This window comes from Pseudomonas citronellolis (assembly GCF_001586155.1).
In the GTDB taxonomy this organism is placed as follows: domain Bacteria; phylum Pseudomonadota; class Gammaproteobacteria; order Pseudomonadales; family Pseudomonadaceae; genus Pseudomonas; species Pseudomonas citronellolis.
On sequence record NZ_CP014158.1, the window covers coordinates 197654 to 213262 of the forward strand.

Annotated in this window: 14 protein-coding genes and 1 pseudogene; 7 read left to right on the forward strand and 8 right to left on the reverse strand. The window is 67.9% G+C overall.

The window, feature by feature from the left end; all coding sequences use genetic code 11:
• Positions 1-58: 58 nt before the first annotated feature.
• The 4 genes from PcP3B5_RS00885 to PcP3B5_RS00900 all read left to right on the forward strand — a co-directional run bounded on the left by PcP3B5_RS00885 (position 59) and on the right by PcP3B5_RS00900 (position 3119).
• Positions 59-376, forward strand: a complete 318-nt coding sequence (locus PcP3B5_RS00885; protein ID WP_061560334.1) for a DUF2388 domain-containing protein — start codon at positions 59-61, stop codon at positions 374-376.
• Positions 377-491: 115 nt separating this feature from the next.
• The gene (locus PcP3B5_RS00890) at positions 492-785 is read left to right on the forward strand and encodes a DUF2388 domain-containing protein (protein ID WP_043269916.1); all 294 of its coding nucleotides are present in this window, start codon (positions 492-494) and stop codon (positions 783-785) included.
• Positions 786-825: 40 nt separating this feature from the next.
• Complete coding sequence (locus tag PcP3B5_RS00895) at positions 826-1161, forward strand: DUF2388 domain-containing protein (RefSeq protein ID WP_009614751.1); 336 nt, start codon at positions 826-828, stop codon at positions 1159-1161.
• A complete protein-coding gene (locus PcP3B5_RS00900; protein WP_145923964.1) occupies positions 1161-3119 on the forward strand; it encodes a DUF7844 domain-containing protein in 1959 nt (652 codons plus the stop codon). The genes PcP3B5_RS00895 and PcP3B5_RS00900 overlap by 1 nt, the downstream gene beginning before the upstream one ends.
• Positions 3120-3556: 437 nt before the next feature.
• Here PcP3B5_RS00900 and PcP3B5_RS00905 read toward each other — a convergent pair.
• The 3 genes and pseudogenes from PcP3B5_RS00905 to PcP3B5_RS00915 form a co-directional block, all read right to left on the reverse strand.
• Positions 3557-4866, reverse strand: a pseudogene (locus tag PcP3B5_RS00905) (IS4 family transposase).
• A 122-nt stretch (positions 4867-4988) separates the two neighbouring features.
• Complete coding sequence (locus PcP3B5_RS00910; RefSeq protein ID WP_009614755.1) at positions 4989-6005, reverse strand: energy transducer TonB; 1017 nt, start codon at positions 6003-6005, stop codon at positions 4989-4991.
• A gap of 66 nt (positions 6006-6071) precedes the next feature.
• A complete protein-coding gene (locus PcP3B5_RS00915; RefSeq protein WP_061560336.1) occupies positions 6072-7040 on the reverse strand; it encodes a CobW family GTP-binding protein in 969 nt (322 codons plus the stop codon).
• Between the two features lie 74 nt (positions 7041-7114).
• On the opposite strand from PcP3B5_RS00915, the gene PcP3B5_RS00920 reads away from it, so the two are divergent.
• Both PcP3B5_RS00920 and PcP3B5_RS00925 read left to right on the forward strand, forming a co-directional pair.
• Positions 7115-7477, forward strand: a complete 363-nt coding sequence (locus PcP3B5_RS00920; protein WP_009614759.1) for a hypothetical protein — start codon at positions 7115-7117, stop codon at positions 7475-7477.
• 261 nt (positions 7478-7738) lie between these two features.
• Entirely contained in the window at positions 7739-8386 is a 648-nt protein-coding gene (locus PcP3B5_RS00925) for a gamma-glutamylcyclotransferase (RefSeq protein ID WP_043269912.1), read from the forward strand.
• 1 nt (position 8387) lies between these two features.
• On the opposite strand, the gene PcP3B5_RS00930 is transcribed toward PcP3B5_RS00925, so the two are convergent.
• Positions 8388-8603 (reverse strand): DUF3079 domain-containing protein, encoded by a 216-nt coding sequence (locus tag PcP3B5_RS00930; RefSeq protein ID WP_009614763.1) that lies wholly within the window; start codon positions 8601-8603, stop codon positions 8388-8390.
• A gap of 188 nt (positions 8604-8791) precedes the next feature.
• Between PcP3B5_RS00930 and PcP3B5_RS00935 the strand changes: the two genes are divergently transcribed.
• A complete protein-coding gene (locus PcP3B5_RS00935) occupies positions 8792-9373 on the forward strand; it encodes an alpha/beta hydrolase (protein WP_061560337.1) in 582 nt (193 codons plus the stop codon).
• A 337-nt stretch (positions 9374-9710) separates the two neighbouring features.
• Here PcP3B5_RS00935 and PcP3B5_RS00940 read toward each other — a convergent pair whose 3' ends face one another.
• The 4 genes from PcP3B5_RS00940 to PcP3B5_RS00955 all read right to left on the reverse strand — a co-directional run bounded on the left by PcP3B5_RS00940 (position 9711) and on the right by PcP3B5_RS00955 (position 15377).
• The gene (locus PcP3B5_RS00940; RefSeq protein WP_061560338.1) at positions 9711-11255 is read right to left on the reverse strand and encodes a SulP family inorganic anion transporter; all 1545 of its coding nucleotides are present in this window, start codon (positions 11253-11255) and stop codon (positions 9711-9713) included.
• A 176-nt stretch (positions 11256-11431) separates the two neighbouring features.
• Positions 11432-12148 carry a carbonic anhydrase gene (locus tag PcP3B5_RS00945; protein WP_061560339.1) on the reverse strand — a complete coding sequence of 239 codons (717 nt, stop codon included), beginning with the start codon at positions 12146-12148 and terminating at the stop codon, positions 11432-11434.
• 247 nt (positions 12149-12395) lie between these two features.
• Positions 12396-13457 carry a PA0069 family radical SAM protein gene (locus PcP3B5_RS00950; RefSeq protein ID WP_043318484.1) on the reverse strand — a complete coding sequence of 354 codons (1062 nt, stop codon included), beginning with the start codon at positions 13455-13457 and terminating at the stop codon, positions 12396-12398.
• 348 nt (positions 13458-13805) lie between these two features.
• Positions 13806-15377: an inorganic phosphate transporter gene (locus PcP3B5_RS00955; protein ID WP_052267911.1), complete on the reverse strand. Its 1572-nt coding sequence runs from the start codon at positions 15375-15377 to the stop codon at positions 13806-13808.
• Positions 15378-15609 lie beyond the last annotated feature (232 nt).

A 15609-nucleotide genomic window follows, 5' to 3' on the forward strand; every position in this document is an offset into this window, starting at 1 on the left:
TCGGTAGCGCGCGGCAGCTTTGGCCGCGCGGTTTCATCTCGACTGGGAGTGTCCATCCATGAATCGTCTGCGCCTGCTTACCGCCGCCGCCCTGCTCACCTGCGCCAGCGGCGCCTTCGCCACCAGCTTCATCGTCACTACCGATGCGCTGGTCGGCGCCACCAAGGCCACCTCCGACGGTACCACCGACATCACCAACTCCTTCCGCGACGACAAGATCGTCCTGGACGCCCGCGACGACGCCGCCAGCTTCGTCGCCACCGCCGGGCAGGTGCGCGGCGCGCATCTGGAAGCGGCGCTGCGGCACATTCGCGGCAAGCTGCCGAGCCTGGCCGCCAACGACCTGCAGCTGGCCCAGGCGATCCTGGTCATCTGACTTCCCCCTCGGCCCGGAGACGCTTTTTCAGAGCGTCTACCGGGCCTGCGAGGCTGGCTCTTGCCGGCACATTCCGTTAGCCTTGTCGGCTGTGCTTTTCCGATCGCCATAGCCCATGCGCAGCCTCCTATTCCTGCTCACCGGCCTCTGCCTGGCCACCCCCGCGCTGGCCTTCGAACAGACCACCATGTTCGTCGCCGGCAGCAGCTACGTGACCAGCAAAGTCACCAGTACGCCTTTCGAGAACAAACTGCTCGGTGCGGCCCGCGATGATGCCGCCAGCTACATCGCCACCGACGGCCGGGTGCGCGGAGCGCGCCTGGAACAGGCGTTGCGCTGGCTGCGCAAACAGCACCCGGAGCTCGCGGCGAACGATCGGGAACTGGCCGAAGCCATTCTTGCCCAATAGTCAGTCGTGAGCAGCGTCCGCTGCCGTTTCGGAGACTCCCATGCGCCTCAGCTCGATCCCCAAGAGCCCCCTGATCCTCGGCCTGCTGCTGGCCGCCTGCGCCTCCAGCGCCCAGGCACAGTCGGTCATCCGCCTGTTCAACATCACCACCAACGCCATCGGTCGCAGCGTGGACTTCACCTCCGACACCACCACCTCGATCCGCGACATGAAGATCGTCCGCGAGGCCCGCGACGACGCCGCCAGTTTCGTCGCCAGCGAAGGCGCCATCCGCGGCGCGCAGCTGGAAGCGGCGCTGAAGGTGGTCCGCGAGAAGGTACCGGATGCGCGCGACGCCTCCGACCAGCAGCTGGCCGAAGCCATCCTCGCTCTGTGATCCCCCGCGGCCGCCGCGCTCTGGCGGCACTGGGCCTGCTCGTCGCCGTCGGCGCCCGGGCCGATCTGCGCCTGGAGCTGCTGCCCGACGGCCTCGCCCCGGCGCAGCGCCAGGCCAGCCAGCAGCTGCTGGATGACGTCCGCCAGGCGTTGCCGCCACTCTTCGTCCAGGCCCTGGACCGCCGCGTCGAGGTGCAATGGCGCGACGACCTGCCGGGCAACGGCATGGGCCAGGCCCTGCGCCCCGGCGCCATCGCGCTGAACCGCAAGTACCTGGCCGCCCTCGCCGACGGCAGTGCCGCCAGCCTCAAGACCGGCCGCAGCCACGGCACCTTGCGCCGCGAATTGCAGGCCACGGTGGTCCACGAGCTGACCCACCTGTACGACCGCGGCCGCCTCTGGCTGCCCGCCGAGGCCCGGCTGATCCAGCGCTGCACGCGCCAGCAGGGCAGCATCGGGCGCATCGGCGAGGGCGCCGAGTGCCGCGGCCAGGCCAACCGCCGCTTCACCCTCTCCGACGACCCGCGCCTGCTCGACCTCGCCGGCTGGCCGCAACTGGCCGGCAAGCGCGGTCAGCGCGAGCACGACAACCGCTTCGTACTGCGCAGCCCGGACCGCTACGAGCTGAGCAACCCGCGCGAGTTCGTCGCGGTGAACATGGAGTACTTCGTCCTCGACCCCAGCTACGCCTGCCGCCGCCCGGCGCTGTACCGCTATTACGCCGAACGCTTCGGCGAGCGCCCGCAGCGCCAGGCCTGCGAACAATCCTTCGCCTACCTCAACGCCGGCCGCGACTTCGGCCGCCAGCCGCTGGGCAGGCTGGACCCGGAGCGCGTCTACGAGGTCGACTACCTGCTGGCCGAGGCCAACGACCAGTGGGTGAGCCGCTGGGGCCACGCCATGCTGCGCCTGGTGGTCTGCGCCCCGGGCCGGCCGCGCGGCCCGGATTGCCGGCTGGACCTGGACCAGCACCTGGTGCTGTCCTACCGCGCCTTCGTCGGCGACCTGCAGCTGTCCAGCTGGGACGGCCTGACCGGTTCCTACCCGTCGCGGCTGTTCGTCCTGCCGCTGTCCCAGGTGATCGAGGAATACACCAAGATCGAGCTGCGCAGCCTGGCCTCGATCCCGCTCAAGCTCAATCGCCAGCAGATCGACGAGCTGGTGGAGCGGGCCATGCAGGTGCACTGGGGCTACGACGGCAACTACTACTTCATTTCCAACAACTGCGCCGTGGAAACCCTCAAGCTGCTGCGCAGCGGCATCCCCGACCCGCGCCTGCAGGACCTCGACAGCATCACCCCCAACGGCGTGGTGCAGATCCTGGAGAACCGCGGCCTGGCCGACGCCAGCGTGCTCGACGACTCCAAGCGCGCGCTGCGCCTGGGCTACCGCTTCGACTCCTTCCGCGACCGCTACCAGGCGATGTTCGAGGTGCTGCGCCAGCGCCTGGACATTCCCCAGAGCAAGGTCGAGGACTGGCTGGCCCTGCCCGCCAGCGAGCGCCGCGCCTGGTTCGACAAGGCCGACCTGCGCGCCAGCGCCGCCATGCTGCTGCTGGAGCAGGCCTCGCTGCGGCGCCAACTGCAACTGGCCCAGGACGAGCTGAAGCGCCTGTACCTGGGCCACCGCGACGACGCCCGCGCCGACCCCAAGCTGGTGGCGGCGGGCAAGACGCTGCAGCAGATCCTCGACGACAGTGGCTTCCTAAGCCAGCCGGCGGAGCTGCTGGACAGCGGCTACGGCCTGCCGCAGCCGGGCGAGTCGACGCGCCTGGAACAACAGACCCAGGCCCGCCAGGCGCGCCTGCGCCAGCTCAGCGACAACCTCGACCAGGAAGTCCGCGCGCTGCTGGAGCCGGAGCGCCGCGAGGAGTTGCAGGCGCTGGAGGCCAATCTCAAGCAGCTTGGTGCGCACTTGCGGGCGCTGCATAAGGCGGCGGGTGGGTTTGAGTTGCCCTGAGGGGCTGTTTCTGTAGGAGCGACTGCGCCAAAGCGCTTTTCGTAGGATGGGTTGCAGGGGAGCACGTTGGGAGCGAGCTTGCTCGCGAACGGTGGTCAGCTGCGGCTTCGGTACGTTGGTTTGACTTCGCTCCCTCTCCCCAGCCCTCTCCCTGAAGGGAGAGGGGGCTAGTCCGTGCCGAGATGAGGCATGGTTTCAGCCTGGCAGCAACGGAATTGCCGGCTGACTCCAGAACATCCAAGCACACCGAACGGTTCCCTCTCCCTTCAGGGCGGGGCGCGCAGCCGAGGGTTAGGGAGAGGGGCTCTTCAGGACACGCACCGAGCCATCGGGCTGCGTTCCGTTCGCGAGCAAGCTCGCTCCTACACAAAACCCACCACCCCAAACAAAAAACGCGCCCGAAGGCTAATGCCAGTCAGTTAAGCTGACTGGCATTTTCATTTTCGTGTCGAATATTTTGCTGGTCGCTGCTTCACCGTTCTCGGGAACCAGCGATCAGGTCGCCGATGAGGTAGGACATACTGCGCCGCTGAGGCCTGCAAATCTGCCAGAAATCCTGGCAAGTTACCGGGATGGTTCAGCGACGTGCCATGCAGCAAGCCCAGGATTGCCCAACTGCAGGCGGTAAAACTCATTTCGCATGGGTATACCCCCGGGCACTGCCTCGACATCTGTACCATCTGATAACGTAACAGGTTGTAGCCCAGCAGCACGCCCCACAGTTCTTGCGCAATCATCTCCGGAGTCTTGCTTCTCAGGGTGTATTCGCCGCCCAAAAGTCCTTGCTTGATCTCCCGATAGCCCAGTTCGATTTCCCAGCGCTGACTGTAAAGATCGACGATCTCATCGCCAGGGAAACGCAGCGGATCGGTCATTGAGGTCAAGACGCTCACCACCTTTCCTTTGATCGTTTTGCTCAGCAACCTCGCTCGAATTTCCAACGGCAAGTCTGGCCATTGTTTGCGAGCCTGAGGCGATGTACGCAGAACGACCTGGGCATCATTGCGCCCAAGCTTGTGCTCTACCTCATACTGAGTGCCCTTTTTCAAAGGGATCAGCCAGTGTCGATGCTCGCCGTGCGATTGCCAGTGATGCAGCAAGCCCAACGAGTAGAAACCTTTGTCGAACAGGGTCAACGAATGATTCGGCGTGGTGGCGATCAGCTGTTCTGCCAGCTTCATTTCGCTACTGTGATAGCCCTCGAAAGTGCTGCTTATCAGTAGATGGCTGGTCAGCTCCATCTGACAGACCATCCGAACTTGAGGAAAGCTGCCGTCACCATGCTGGTTGGTCGCGCTGCCGTAGCACGCACGATTTTCTGCGGTATCAGGCGTATCCAGACAACGCCGTCCACGCCAAGCAGCGTCAATCCCAACCACTGCGGATGTTTGGTTTCTTCGTGCCATCGCTGCTGGGTCAGCGTAAAGACTTCGCGTACAGCTTCGCTACCCAGCCGCTGCCGCCCTTGCACAACAGCGCTGGGCGCCACCAGCGGCCGCTTGCCCGGTAGCATGATGTCCATGTGGTTCACGACATCCCAAGCCGACATCCGGCGGAACAACGCCATGCCGATGATGCACCACACCAGGCTTTCAAGCGGAAGACGACGCTTGCGAATGGTCGAGACACCTGCAGTCTCGAAAGCCTGTTTCACGATGTCTGGATCGAGCAAAGCTCCCAGCCCCTCCAGCGCATGAGGCCGCGATGCCATTTCGTGAGTGAGGGACAGGGCTTGTGACAGGCGCATAAAAAATCCGATGCTCGTTTCCAAGCATCGGATTTTGCGGCCTGCAGACTAAAGGTCAATGTGTCAGCCTTAACTGACTGGCATTAGCCCGAAGGCGCGTTTTTCATCAACCGAAGAACCCCTCAGCGGCGCCCCTCCAGCTTGAAGTAGAAGACCTTGGTCGCCTGCCGCGCGACGATCCGGCCGCCGCTGATGCGCGGCTCGAAGCGCCAGGTGTCCATGGCCTGGCGCACGGCGTTGTCGAACATCCGCGGCGGCGAGGAGTCCAGCACCTGGATGTCGTCGATGCGGCCGTCGGCGGTGATGGTGAACAGCACTTTCACGTGGCCTTCGATGCCGCGGCGCTGGGCCATCAGCGGGTACTTCGGCGAATCCATGCGCAGCGGCTTGATGTCGCTGTCGTTGAGGCTGCCGGTGGGCAGGCCGGCCGGGCCCTGGGTGCCGGTCGGGGCGGCCTGGGCGCCCGGGGTGCTCTGGCCCACGGTCGGCGCGGCCGGAGGCGGCGGCGGGGCGGGCGGCGTCGGCTCGGCCTGGGCTTGCTCGGCCGGCTCGGGTTCGGGCTTGGGTTTCGGCTTGGGCTTGGGCGCCTTCTTCGGCACCGCCTTTTCCACCGGCTTGGGCTTGGGTTTCGGCGGCTCCGGCTTGGGCGGCTCGACCACCGGCTCCGGCGGCGTGGGTTGCGGCGGCTGCGGCTCGGGCGCGGCGGCCGGCGGCTCCTTCACCGGTTCGGGCTTGGGCGGCAGCTGCACCACGCTGACCTGCATGGTCGGCACTTCGCCACGGCCGAGGTTGAGCTCGTCGGGGCTGGGCACGGCCCAGACCAGGCCGGCGACCACGGCCAGGTGCAGCACCACGGACAGCCCGGAAGACTTCCACCAGCCCGCCTGCTGGGGCGGCTGCTCCGCGTCTTCCACGCCCTCCACGGGCGCGGCGTAGGGGATCAGCAGTTCGGCGACGGGAACTTCCTCGTCGCGGCGGGCGCCGGAGCAGTCCACCAGACGCAGGTTGGCTTCATTGCCACGCTGGGCGCTGACGCAGGGCAGCGAGAGTCCTTCGTCGCTGTCGGAGGACGAAGGAAGTTCCGCGGCGGACGCGACGAGAGTGGAACTCGCCGGCGAGCGCGATTGCGATGGCGACATGGGAGAAGCCTGTGGAGAAATGACAGAATCTGATAATTATTATCATTCGCCCCGGGTATGGCAACCTTATTGGCCATCCGGCAACCAGGCACAGGTCAACATTTGCTGCTGCAGCGCCTGCGGATCCTGCTCTTTGGCGAAGATCAGCTCCAGCCGATTGTCCCGCCGCCAGGCGCTGGGCTGCCAGGGTTCGGCGCCCGTCACCCGGTTGCAGGCCAGCCAGCCGTCCTCGCAGTGCAGCACCGCCTTGGCCCGCAGCAAGCCGTCCAGGCCGGCCAGCCAGGACTCCAGCGCCGCGCGGCGGAAGCGCCAGTCGGCGTGCAGGCGCCAGCCGACGGCCTGGTGTCCACCGTCGCTGTGCACCTGGCGCAGGGGCGCGGCACGGGTCAGCAGTACCGGCAGTTCGGCCGTGGGGGCTGGCAGCTCCACCGCCGCGGCCGGGTCTAACGCTGCGACGAACGGCAGGCTCGCGAAGGGCAGGCGCCCCTGCTCGGTCCACACCAGCGGCAGCGCCGGCAGGCTGGCTTGCAGACGCGCGCGGGCCGCCTCATCCAGGGCTTCGCTCTTGTTCAGCACCAGCAGCGCGGCATCGGCCAGGGCGTCCTGCTGCGCCTCCGGCAGTGAAGCCCCGGCTGCCAGCGCCGCGGCATCCAGCACCAACAGCAGCGGCTGCGGCGCCAGCACGCCGCGCCAGGGCGCCTCGCCCAGCTGGCGCAGCAGGGTGCGCGGGTGGCCGAGGCCGGAGGGCTCGATGAACAGCCGCTGCGGCCGCGCCTTACGCAGCAGGCGGGCGAGGCCGACCTGGAAGGGCGCGCCGTTGACGCAGCACAGGCAGCCGCCGGCCACCTCGCCTATGGCCACGCCGTCGGCGTCGGCGGCCAGCAACGCGGCGTCCAGGCCGACCTGGCCGAATTCGTTGACCAGCACCGCCCAGCGCTCGCCAGGCGGGCGCTGGGCCAGCAGGTCGCGGATCAGGCTGGTCTTGCCGGCGCCCAGTGGGCCGCCGATCACATGGGTGGGAATCTGTTCGAGCATGGCGCCATGTTGCCGCCTGACGCAGGCCGGGAAAAGCGCTAGAGTCGGCCCTTCGCTCAAAGGACCCCGTTTTCATGCGTCTGCCGGCCCTGCTCCTGTCGTCCTGCCTCGCCCTGCCAGCCCTTGCCCACGCCGAAGCCTGCGTGGTGCACAGCCGCGGCAAGAACCTCGACGTGAAGGTCTGCCAGCAGAACCGCAGCATCCCGGCGAAGCTGTTCCACGAGGGTTTCTGTCAGCCGCAGCTGAAGGACCAGCAGGTCGAGGTGACCTACGCCGACGCCTGCCCCAGCGGCGCCTTCGGCGTCTGCAACAACGCCCAGGTGCCCAACAGCCCCTACCGCCAGGACATCCACTACTACGGCGTAGCCAGCGACGCGCGCTTCCTCCAGCCGTTCTGCGAAAGCCAGAGCAAGGGCCAGTGGCAGGCCGGCAAGTGACCGTCACGCGCCTGTCATGGGCGGCTGTTCTACTGCTGGTCGGGTACCTCACACCCACTGGCGCCCCACGCCAGCAAAGATCTTGGTGATAGGGCCGCCCCGCGCGGCCCTCTTTTTTCCGACTCTATTTCCCGCGTTTTCGCCATCCGGACCGGCGGTATCGCCGTTCGTCCGCGCAAAGGTGTCTTGCGCAGCCGCCCCTTCTGTCAGAAGGTCACATCCGCTAAGTTTTCAGAGCGTGAGGTACCTTGGGGGTTACGCATGAGCACGTCTATGAACCTGGACGGCCCCTTCTATCCACCGGCGCTGGGGGCGCCGGAACGACTCAGCGCGGAGCAGTTGCGCGCCTCGCTGGAAATCACCATGGCCGAGCACGGCGGCGGCGCCGTCTGGCTGTTCGCCTACGGCTCGCTGATCTGGCGCCCGGAGTTCCCGGTGGCCGAGGCCAGCCGTGCGCGGGTGCACGGCTACCACCGTGGGCTGTACCTGTGGTCGCTGACCCACCGCGGTACCCCGGAGATGCCCGGCCTGGTGCTCGGCCTGGACCGCGGCGGCTCCTGCGCCGGCTTCGCCTACCGGCTGCCCGACGACGACCTCGACGCCAACCTGTTCGCCCTCTGGCAGCGCGAGATGCCCTACGCCTCCTACCGCCCGGAATGGCTCAGCTGCCGCCTGGAGGATGGCCGCCGGGTGCGCGCCCTGGGTTTCGTCCTCGAACGCCACCTGCCCAGCTATGCCGGCTCGCTGCCGGACAGCATCGTGCAGCGCGTGTTCGACAGCGCCCAGGGGCACTTCGGCACCACCCGCGAATACGTCGAGCAGACGGTCAGCGCGCTGCGCGCCTGCGCCATGCCCGACCTGAACCTGGAGGCCCTGCTGGCGCGCTGCTGCGCCAAGGCCAGCGGCTGAGTCAGGGCGTCGGCTGGCGCACCTCGATCGGTTGCGCCGGCGTCTCGTCCAGCCCCCAGTCTGACCCATCCGCCCAGTCCTCGCCGAAGGTCTCGATGGGGTGCTGGGTGCGGCTGGAGCCATTGCCGCAACCCATGGCCGAGGCCGGGCAGTAGCGGTCGCAGCCCCAGCAGATGCGTTCGGGGTGGGCGGGGTGCAGGGGGAATTTCTTGGCCATGGAGGTTCGCCTGAAGGGAGTGGGCCCAGCTTCGATTCAACGCCTTCCGGCGCCCTGCGTACTTGTCGCGAATCAAGAAGTGCGGGAATAAGCAAATGCAGCATAAGTAAAGCATTTTTTATTCCTTAATTTATTGACGAAGCCCACCTACACTGCCTCCCCATGACGACTTTCAGGGGGATGAACCCATGCGCAGCGAACGCGTCCGCTATGTCCTGGTGCCCGGCTGGCACGGCTCGGAGGACGAGCACTGGCAGAGCCACTGGCAGCGCGCGCTGCCCAACGCCTCGCGGGTGGAGCAGCGCGACTGGGTGACGCCGCGGCATGTCGACTGGGTCGCCGAACTGGACCGCGAGATCCGCCGCCAGCCCGGTCGCGTGGTGCTGATCGCCCACAGCCTGGGCTGCGTCACCGTCGCTTCCTGGGCCCGCCGCGCCGGGCCCAGGGCCCTGGCCCAGGTGGCCGGCGCCCTGCTGGTAGCGCCCGCCGACGTCGAGCGCGAGACCTGCCACGCGGCGCTGCGCAACTTCGCCCCCATCGCCCTGGACGCCCTGCCTTTCCCCAGCGTGCTGGTGGGCTCGGACAACGACGCCGCCTGCAGTCCGCAGCGCGCCTTGCAGTTGGGCCGCGCCTGGGGCGCCGAGACGCTGATCCTGCCGGATGCCGGGCACATCAATGTGAAGTCCGGCCACGGGGCCTGGGAAGCCGGCTACCGTCACCTGTTCCGCCTGCAATACCTGATCGACCAGCGCGAACGCCGCCGGGCCTGAGCGAGACGGAATGTAGGAGCAACTGTCTTGCGCCGATGTGCCCTTCGTAGGATGGGTTGAGCTTGCGATACCCATGCTGCCGTGGTGATGGGTATCGCTTCGCTCAACACCATCCTACGAAAAGCCGTGCTTCCCTGGAGGTGTAGGCGGGCCCTGCCCGCGATTTCGCGCGCAGGGCGCGCTCCTGCATGGGAATGGTGCTCGGGCTTGCCCTCACCCCAGCCCTCTCCCGGAGGGAGAGGGGACCGCAGGCTCCGAGCGCGGGTAGCGCGGTGTAGCGGATCTCATCCGCGATCCGGCTGTCATGCGTGTCGCGGCATGACAGCAGAAACCCATCCTACGAGCCTGCCGCTCCCGCCTCGCGCCGTGCGCGGCCTTCGAGGCGGCGGCGCAGGCCGTGGCTTTCCAGGCTCAGCCGGCAGCCCTTGGCCGCCGCGGCGCGGCCCCAGTCCTCCAGCAGTTCCATGCAGGCGTGGTCGATGTAGCGCAAGTGCTGCAGCGGCACGTGCAGCGTGGTGCCCGGCTTCACCTGGTCCAGCAGGCGCGCCAGCTGCGGTACCCGCAGGAAGGTGGCGGCGCCCACCAGGCGCAGCTCGGCTTCGTCGCCGGCGCCGTTGTAGTGCAGGCTGGCCTTCAGTCGCGCGGCCTTCAGCGCCAGCTTGAGCAGGGTCAGGGCGAAGCCCACCAGCACGCCGGTGAGCAGGTCGGTGAGGACGATGCCCAAAGCCGTGGCCAGGTACACCAGCGCCGGCATCCGCCCGTAGCGCAGCAGGCCGGTGAGCGCCTTGGGATCGGCCAGCTTGAGCCCGGTGTAGACCAGCACCCCGGCCAGGCCGGCGATGGGGATCTGCCGCAGCAGCCCGCCGAGCAGGGCGACGAAGGCCAGCAGCCAGAGGCCGTGGAGGATGGCGGACAGGCGGCTGCGGGCGCCGGCCTGCACGTTGGCCGAGCTGCGCACGATCACCCCGGTCATCGGCAGCGCGCCGAGCAGGCCGCAGATCAGGTTGCCGACGCCCTGGGCGGACAGCTCACGGTCCATGTCCGAACGCGGCCCCTGGTGGATGCGGTCCACCGCGGCGGCGGAGAGCAGCGTCTCGGCGCTGGCGATGAAGGCCACCGCCAGGGCCGCCAGCAGCAGCTCGGGTTCGGCCAGGCGCAGCAGGTCGGCCGGGCGGACCCAGTCGATGGCCTGGCTGAGTTGTTCCGGCACTTCCACCCGCAGCACGTCCATGGGCAGCGCCAGGCTCGCCAGGGTCGCCGCGCTCACCCCGAGCAGGGCGCCGGGCAGGAAGCGCAGGCGCGCCGGGCGGAAGCGTTCCCAGCCCCACATCAGCGCCATGGTGCCGAGGCCCAGGGCCAGGGCCTGCGGGCCGTTGCCCAGCGAGGCGGCGAGGGCGCCGGGGAACGCCAGCAGGTTGTCCAGCCCTGATGCCTGTGGCTGGAGGTCGAGCATCACGTGGACCTGCGACAGCACGATGAGGATGCCGATGCCGGCGAGCATGCCGTACACCACCGCCGGCGCGGTGACGCGGAACCAGCAGCCCAGGCGCAGGCGCCCGGCGACTAGTTGGATCAGCCCGGCCAGCAACAGGATCGGCCCGAGCATGGCCATGCCGTGGCTGCGCACCAGTTCGAAGACCAGCACCGCCAGGCCCGCCGCCGGCCCGCTGACCTGCAGCGGCGAGCCGGCCAGCAGGCCGACCACCAGGCCGCCGACGATGCCGGTGAGCATGCCCTTGGCCGGCGGCATGCCGGAAGCGATGGCGATACCCATGCACAACGGCAGGGCGACGAGAAAGACCACCACCGAGGCCAGCAGGTCGCGGGGCAGGTTGTCCTTGAGGGCGCGCAGGGGCGCATGAAGGGGTTGGGGAACGGGCATGGCGCTTTCCTCCTTGGCTTTTTCGGGCGCGAGAAAGCCCACGACGCCGGGTCAGCGGCATCGACACGCGCAGGTTGTCAGGCCGCGCCGGCGGGCCGGCGCGGGGTTCGGGCAGGTGTCAGGTCAGGAAGCGGGCACGGCTGTCGTTGTGGAGGTGGGCGCCGTGCCCGTGAGGGTCAGGATTGCGAGTAGCGCGGGCGCGGCGTCGCCATGGGCATCGGGCCTTCGCCGTCCAGCGGGCGGAAGTGACCCACCTCGGCGTCGTAGGCCTTGATCTGGCTGGTCTCGATGTCATAGACCCAGCCGTGGATGAACAACTGGCCGCTGGCCAGGCGCGCGGCCACCGAGGGGTGGGTCTTCAGGTGGTCGAGCTGGGCCACCACGTTTTCCTCGGTGAGGATGTCCAGGGTGTCGTGGCTGGCGCAGCCGCAGTTCTGCTCGACCACCGTCTTGGCCACTTCGGCGTGGCGCAGCCAGGCCTTCACCGTGGGCATGCGCTCCAGCGTCTGCGGGTCGAGCACGGCCTTCATGGCGCCGCAGTCGGAATGCCCGCAGATGATGATGTGCTGCACGCCCAGGGCCATCACCGCGAACTCGATGGCGGTGGACACGCCGCCGTTCATCTGCCCGTAGGGCGGCACCACGTTGCCGACGTTGCGGGTGACGAAGAGGTCGCCCGGCGAGCTCTGGGTGATCAGTTCGGGGACGATGCGTGAATCCGCGCAGGTGATGAACATGGCGCGCGGGTTCTGCGCATGGGCGAGCTTCTTGAACAGCGCTTCCTGTTGCGGGAAGACCTCCTGGCGGAACTGGCGGAAACCTTCGACGATGCGCCGCAGGGCCTCGTCGGCATTCTCCGTGATGTGCTCCTCACCGTGCGATTTGTCGTTCATTGCATGAGCCTCGAAGAGTGACGATGGATTTTTCCCATGCTTGCCGACGTTTCGCACATGGCGAAAAGACACAAACGTTGGGAAATGATGTTCGTGACCGTTTGGTCATCCTGTCGGCAACCCTAGACAAGGAAGATTAATCAAAAATTAAATAAACGCTCTATCTCGCACGTTACAGACATCTTTAAGGCAAGATCGCCGATGATGCCGACAAGCTATCATGGCCCGATGATGTGAATGCGCCGCCTCAGAACAGGCTCATCTGTGCCCGCGGGACCTGGAACAGCGAGCAGTCCAGCCCACCGTAGTCGCGGCGGTCCAGCCCCAGGCGGCGGGCGGCCAATTGGAAGCGCTTGGCCAGCAGTTCGGCGAACACGCCTTCCCCGCGCATGCGCGTGCCGAAGCGGCTGTCGTAGTCCTTGCCGCCGCGGCTCTGGCGGATCAGGCTCATCACGTGCTCGGCGCGGTCGGGGAAGTGCGCCTGCAACCATTGCTGGAACAGCTCGGAAATCTCCAGCGGCAGGCGCAGGAGGATGTAGCCGGCCGAGCGCGCGCCGTTGTCGTGGGCGGCTTCCAGCAGGCGCTCCAGCTCCATGTCGTTGACCATCGGGATCATCGGCGCCAGCACCGCGCTGACCGGCACGCCGTGCTCGTGCAGGGTGCGCATGGCGCGCAGGCGCGCGCCGGGGCTGGCGGTGCGCGGCTCCATGATGCGCTTGAGCTCGTTGTCCAGGGTGGTGAGGCTGAAGGCCACGCTGACCAGGTTGAGGCTGGCCAGTTCGCCCAGCAGGTCGAGGTCGCGCAGGATCAGCGAGCCCTTGGTGATGATGTGCAGCGGGTGGCGGAAGCGCAGCAGAATCTCCAGCGCCTGGCGCGTCAGGCGCTGCTCGCGCTCCAGCGGCTGGTAGGCGTCGGTATTGATGCCCAGGGCGATGGGCCGCGGCACGTAGCCGGGCTTGCTCAGCTCCGCCTCCAGGCGCTCGGCGAGGTTGGTCTTGGCGATCAGCCGCGTCTCGAAGTCGATGCCCGGCGACAGGTCCCAGTAGGCGTGGCTGGGCCGCGCGAAGCAGTAGATGCAGCCGTGCTCGCAGCCGCGGTAGGGGTTGATCGAGCGGTCGAAGCCGACGTCCGGCGACTGGTTGCGGCTGATCACCGTCTTCGCCTGCTCCATCCGCACCTCGGTGGCGCGGCAGGGCGGCGCCTCGTCCTGGTACCAGCCGTCGTCCTCGGCCTCGCTGCGGGTCGGCGCGAAGCGGTTGTGCGGATTGCTGGCGGTGCCGCGGCCACGCGGCGGCAGGGGAGAGGACATGGGTGGGCTCCAGAATTTACTGTATATAAATACAGTATTCCCATGCGAATGACAGCCCCTGCCGATGGATGGCTGGGCGTAGGGCGAATAACCGTTCGCGGTTATCCGCCGTTTGACCATGGCCCCAGGCCCCCTGCGGAGCCAAACCCGAAGCCCCGCCTCAAGGCGCTCCGAACCCGACATCGGGTTGGGCAACGGCGTACAACCGCGAACGGTTGTGCGCCCTACGAATGGTGATGGGTATCGCTTCGCTCAACCCATCCTACGAGGGTGTTTCTCCCGCATCCCGCAGGAGCGGATTCATCCGCGATGCCGCCGGCAGGGCCGGCGCTCATGCCATCGCCGACCTCAGATCAACGCCCGCAACGACCAGTACAGCAGCGCCGCCAGGCAGATCGCCGCCGGCAGCGTCAGCACCCAGGCCAGCAGCATGTTGCGGATGGTCTGCCATTGCAGACCGCTGCCGTTGGCGGTCATGGTCCCGGCGACGCCGGAGGACAGTACCTGGGTGGTGGACACCGGCAGGCCGTAGATGTCCGCCGCGCCTATGGTGAGCATCGCGGTGAGCTGCGCGCTGGCGCCCTGGGCGTAGGTCAGCGGCTGCTTGCCGATGCCCTCGCCGACGGTGGTGACGATGCGCCGCCAGCCCACCAGGGTGCCCAGGCCGAGGGCCAGGGCCACCGCCACCTTGACCCACGGCGGGATGAACTGGACGGTGTCCAGGCTGCGGTCGCGCAGGGCCTGCAGGGTGCTCCAGGTGTCGACGTCGAAGACCTGCTCGGTGCGGTCGAGCTGGCGGATGGTCTCCACGCTCAGATACAGCTCGTTGTGCAGCGCCAGCACCTCGTCGTCGGGCAGCCCGCTCAGGTCGTCGTGGCCGCGCAGGCGCGCGCCTATGTTGTGCAGTTGCGCGGCCAGCGCCGGCAGCACCTCGGGGGTCAGGCGCTGCTCGCTCTGGTAGTCCAGCAGCACCCGGCGCGGGGCCGTGGGGATGTCTTCCGGGGCCAGCCGGCGCAGCTGCAGTTCGGCCCGGTGCGCCAGTTCGCGCAGTTGCTGCACCTGGGCCGGCGCCTGGCCGCGGTCGACGGCGAAGCTCAGCGGCATCAGCGCGGCGAGGATCAGCATGATCAGGCCGATGCCCTTCTGCCCGTCGTTGGAGCCATGGGCGAAGGACACCCCGGTGCAGGTCAGCACCAGCAGCGCGCGGATGCCCAGCGGCGGCGGCTGGCGCCCCTGGGGCGCGCTGAACAGCGTCTTGCGCCGCGCCACCGCGCGCATGCCCAGCAGTAGCAGGCCGGCGCCGAGGAAGCCCAGCAGCGGCGACAGCAGCAGGGCGTAGCCGACCTTCTGCAACTGCTCCCAGGCGCTGCCGTCGATGCCCAGTTCGCCGCTCAGCACGCCGTGGGCCAGGCTCACGCCGACGATGGAGCCGATCAGGGTGTGCGACGACGACACCGGCAGGCCCAGCCACCAGGTGCCCAGGTTCCACAGGATGGAGGCGCCGAGCAGGGCGAAGATCATCGCCAGGCCGGCGGCGCTGTCCACCCGCAGCAGCAGGTCCAGCGGCAGCAGGGTGACGATGCCGAAGGCCACCGCGCCGCTGGAGAAGAGCACGCCGAGCAGGTTCCATAACCCCGACCAGCCCACCGCCAGCTGCGGCGGCAGGGCGTTGGTGTAGATCACCGTGGCCACCGCGTTGGCGGTGTCGTGGAAGCCGTTGATGAACTCGAAGCCCAGGGCGATCAGCAGCGCCAGGGCCAGCACCAGCAGGGTGCCGCTGGGGCGCAGCTGGCCGCCCTGGGCGAGGATGTCCAGGGCCAGGTTGCCGAAGGTGTAGACCAGGCCGCCGCCGAGCAGGAGGAAGAACAGCACTTGCCCGGTGGGCGTGGCCACTTCCTGCAGCACCGGGTTCACCGGCATGCGCGAGACGCGCGTGGCGCGCAGGGACTGGAGCAGGTGGTAACGGTCAAGCACGTCCGTTGTGCTCCCTGTCGGGGACTGTGGTGTCGGGGGCGGGGCGAGGGGGCACTGGCGGCTCCTTCCTGCAAATGCCTAATAGCCTAGTCCGCCGGGCGGCGCTGCGGTTCTCCAATGTTTCCGAGATAGGCGCCCCAGGCGATATGTCAAATGGCTATTATCCGTGCCGGTCTTT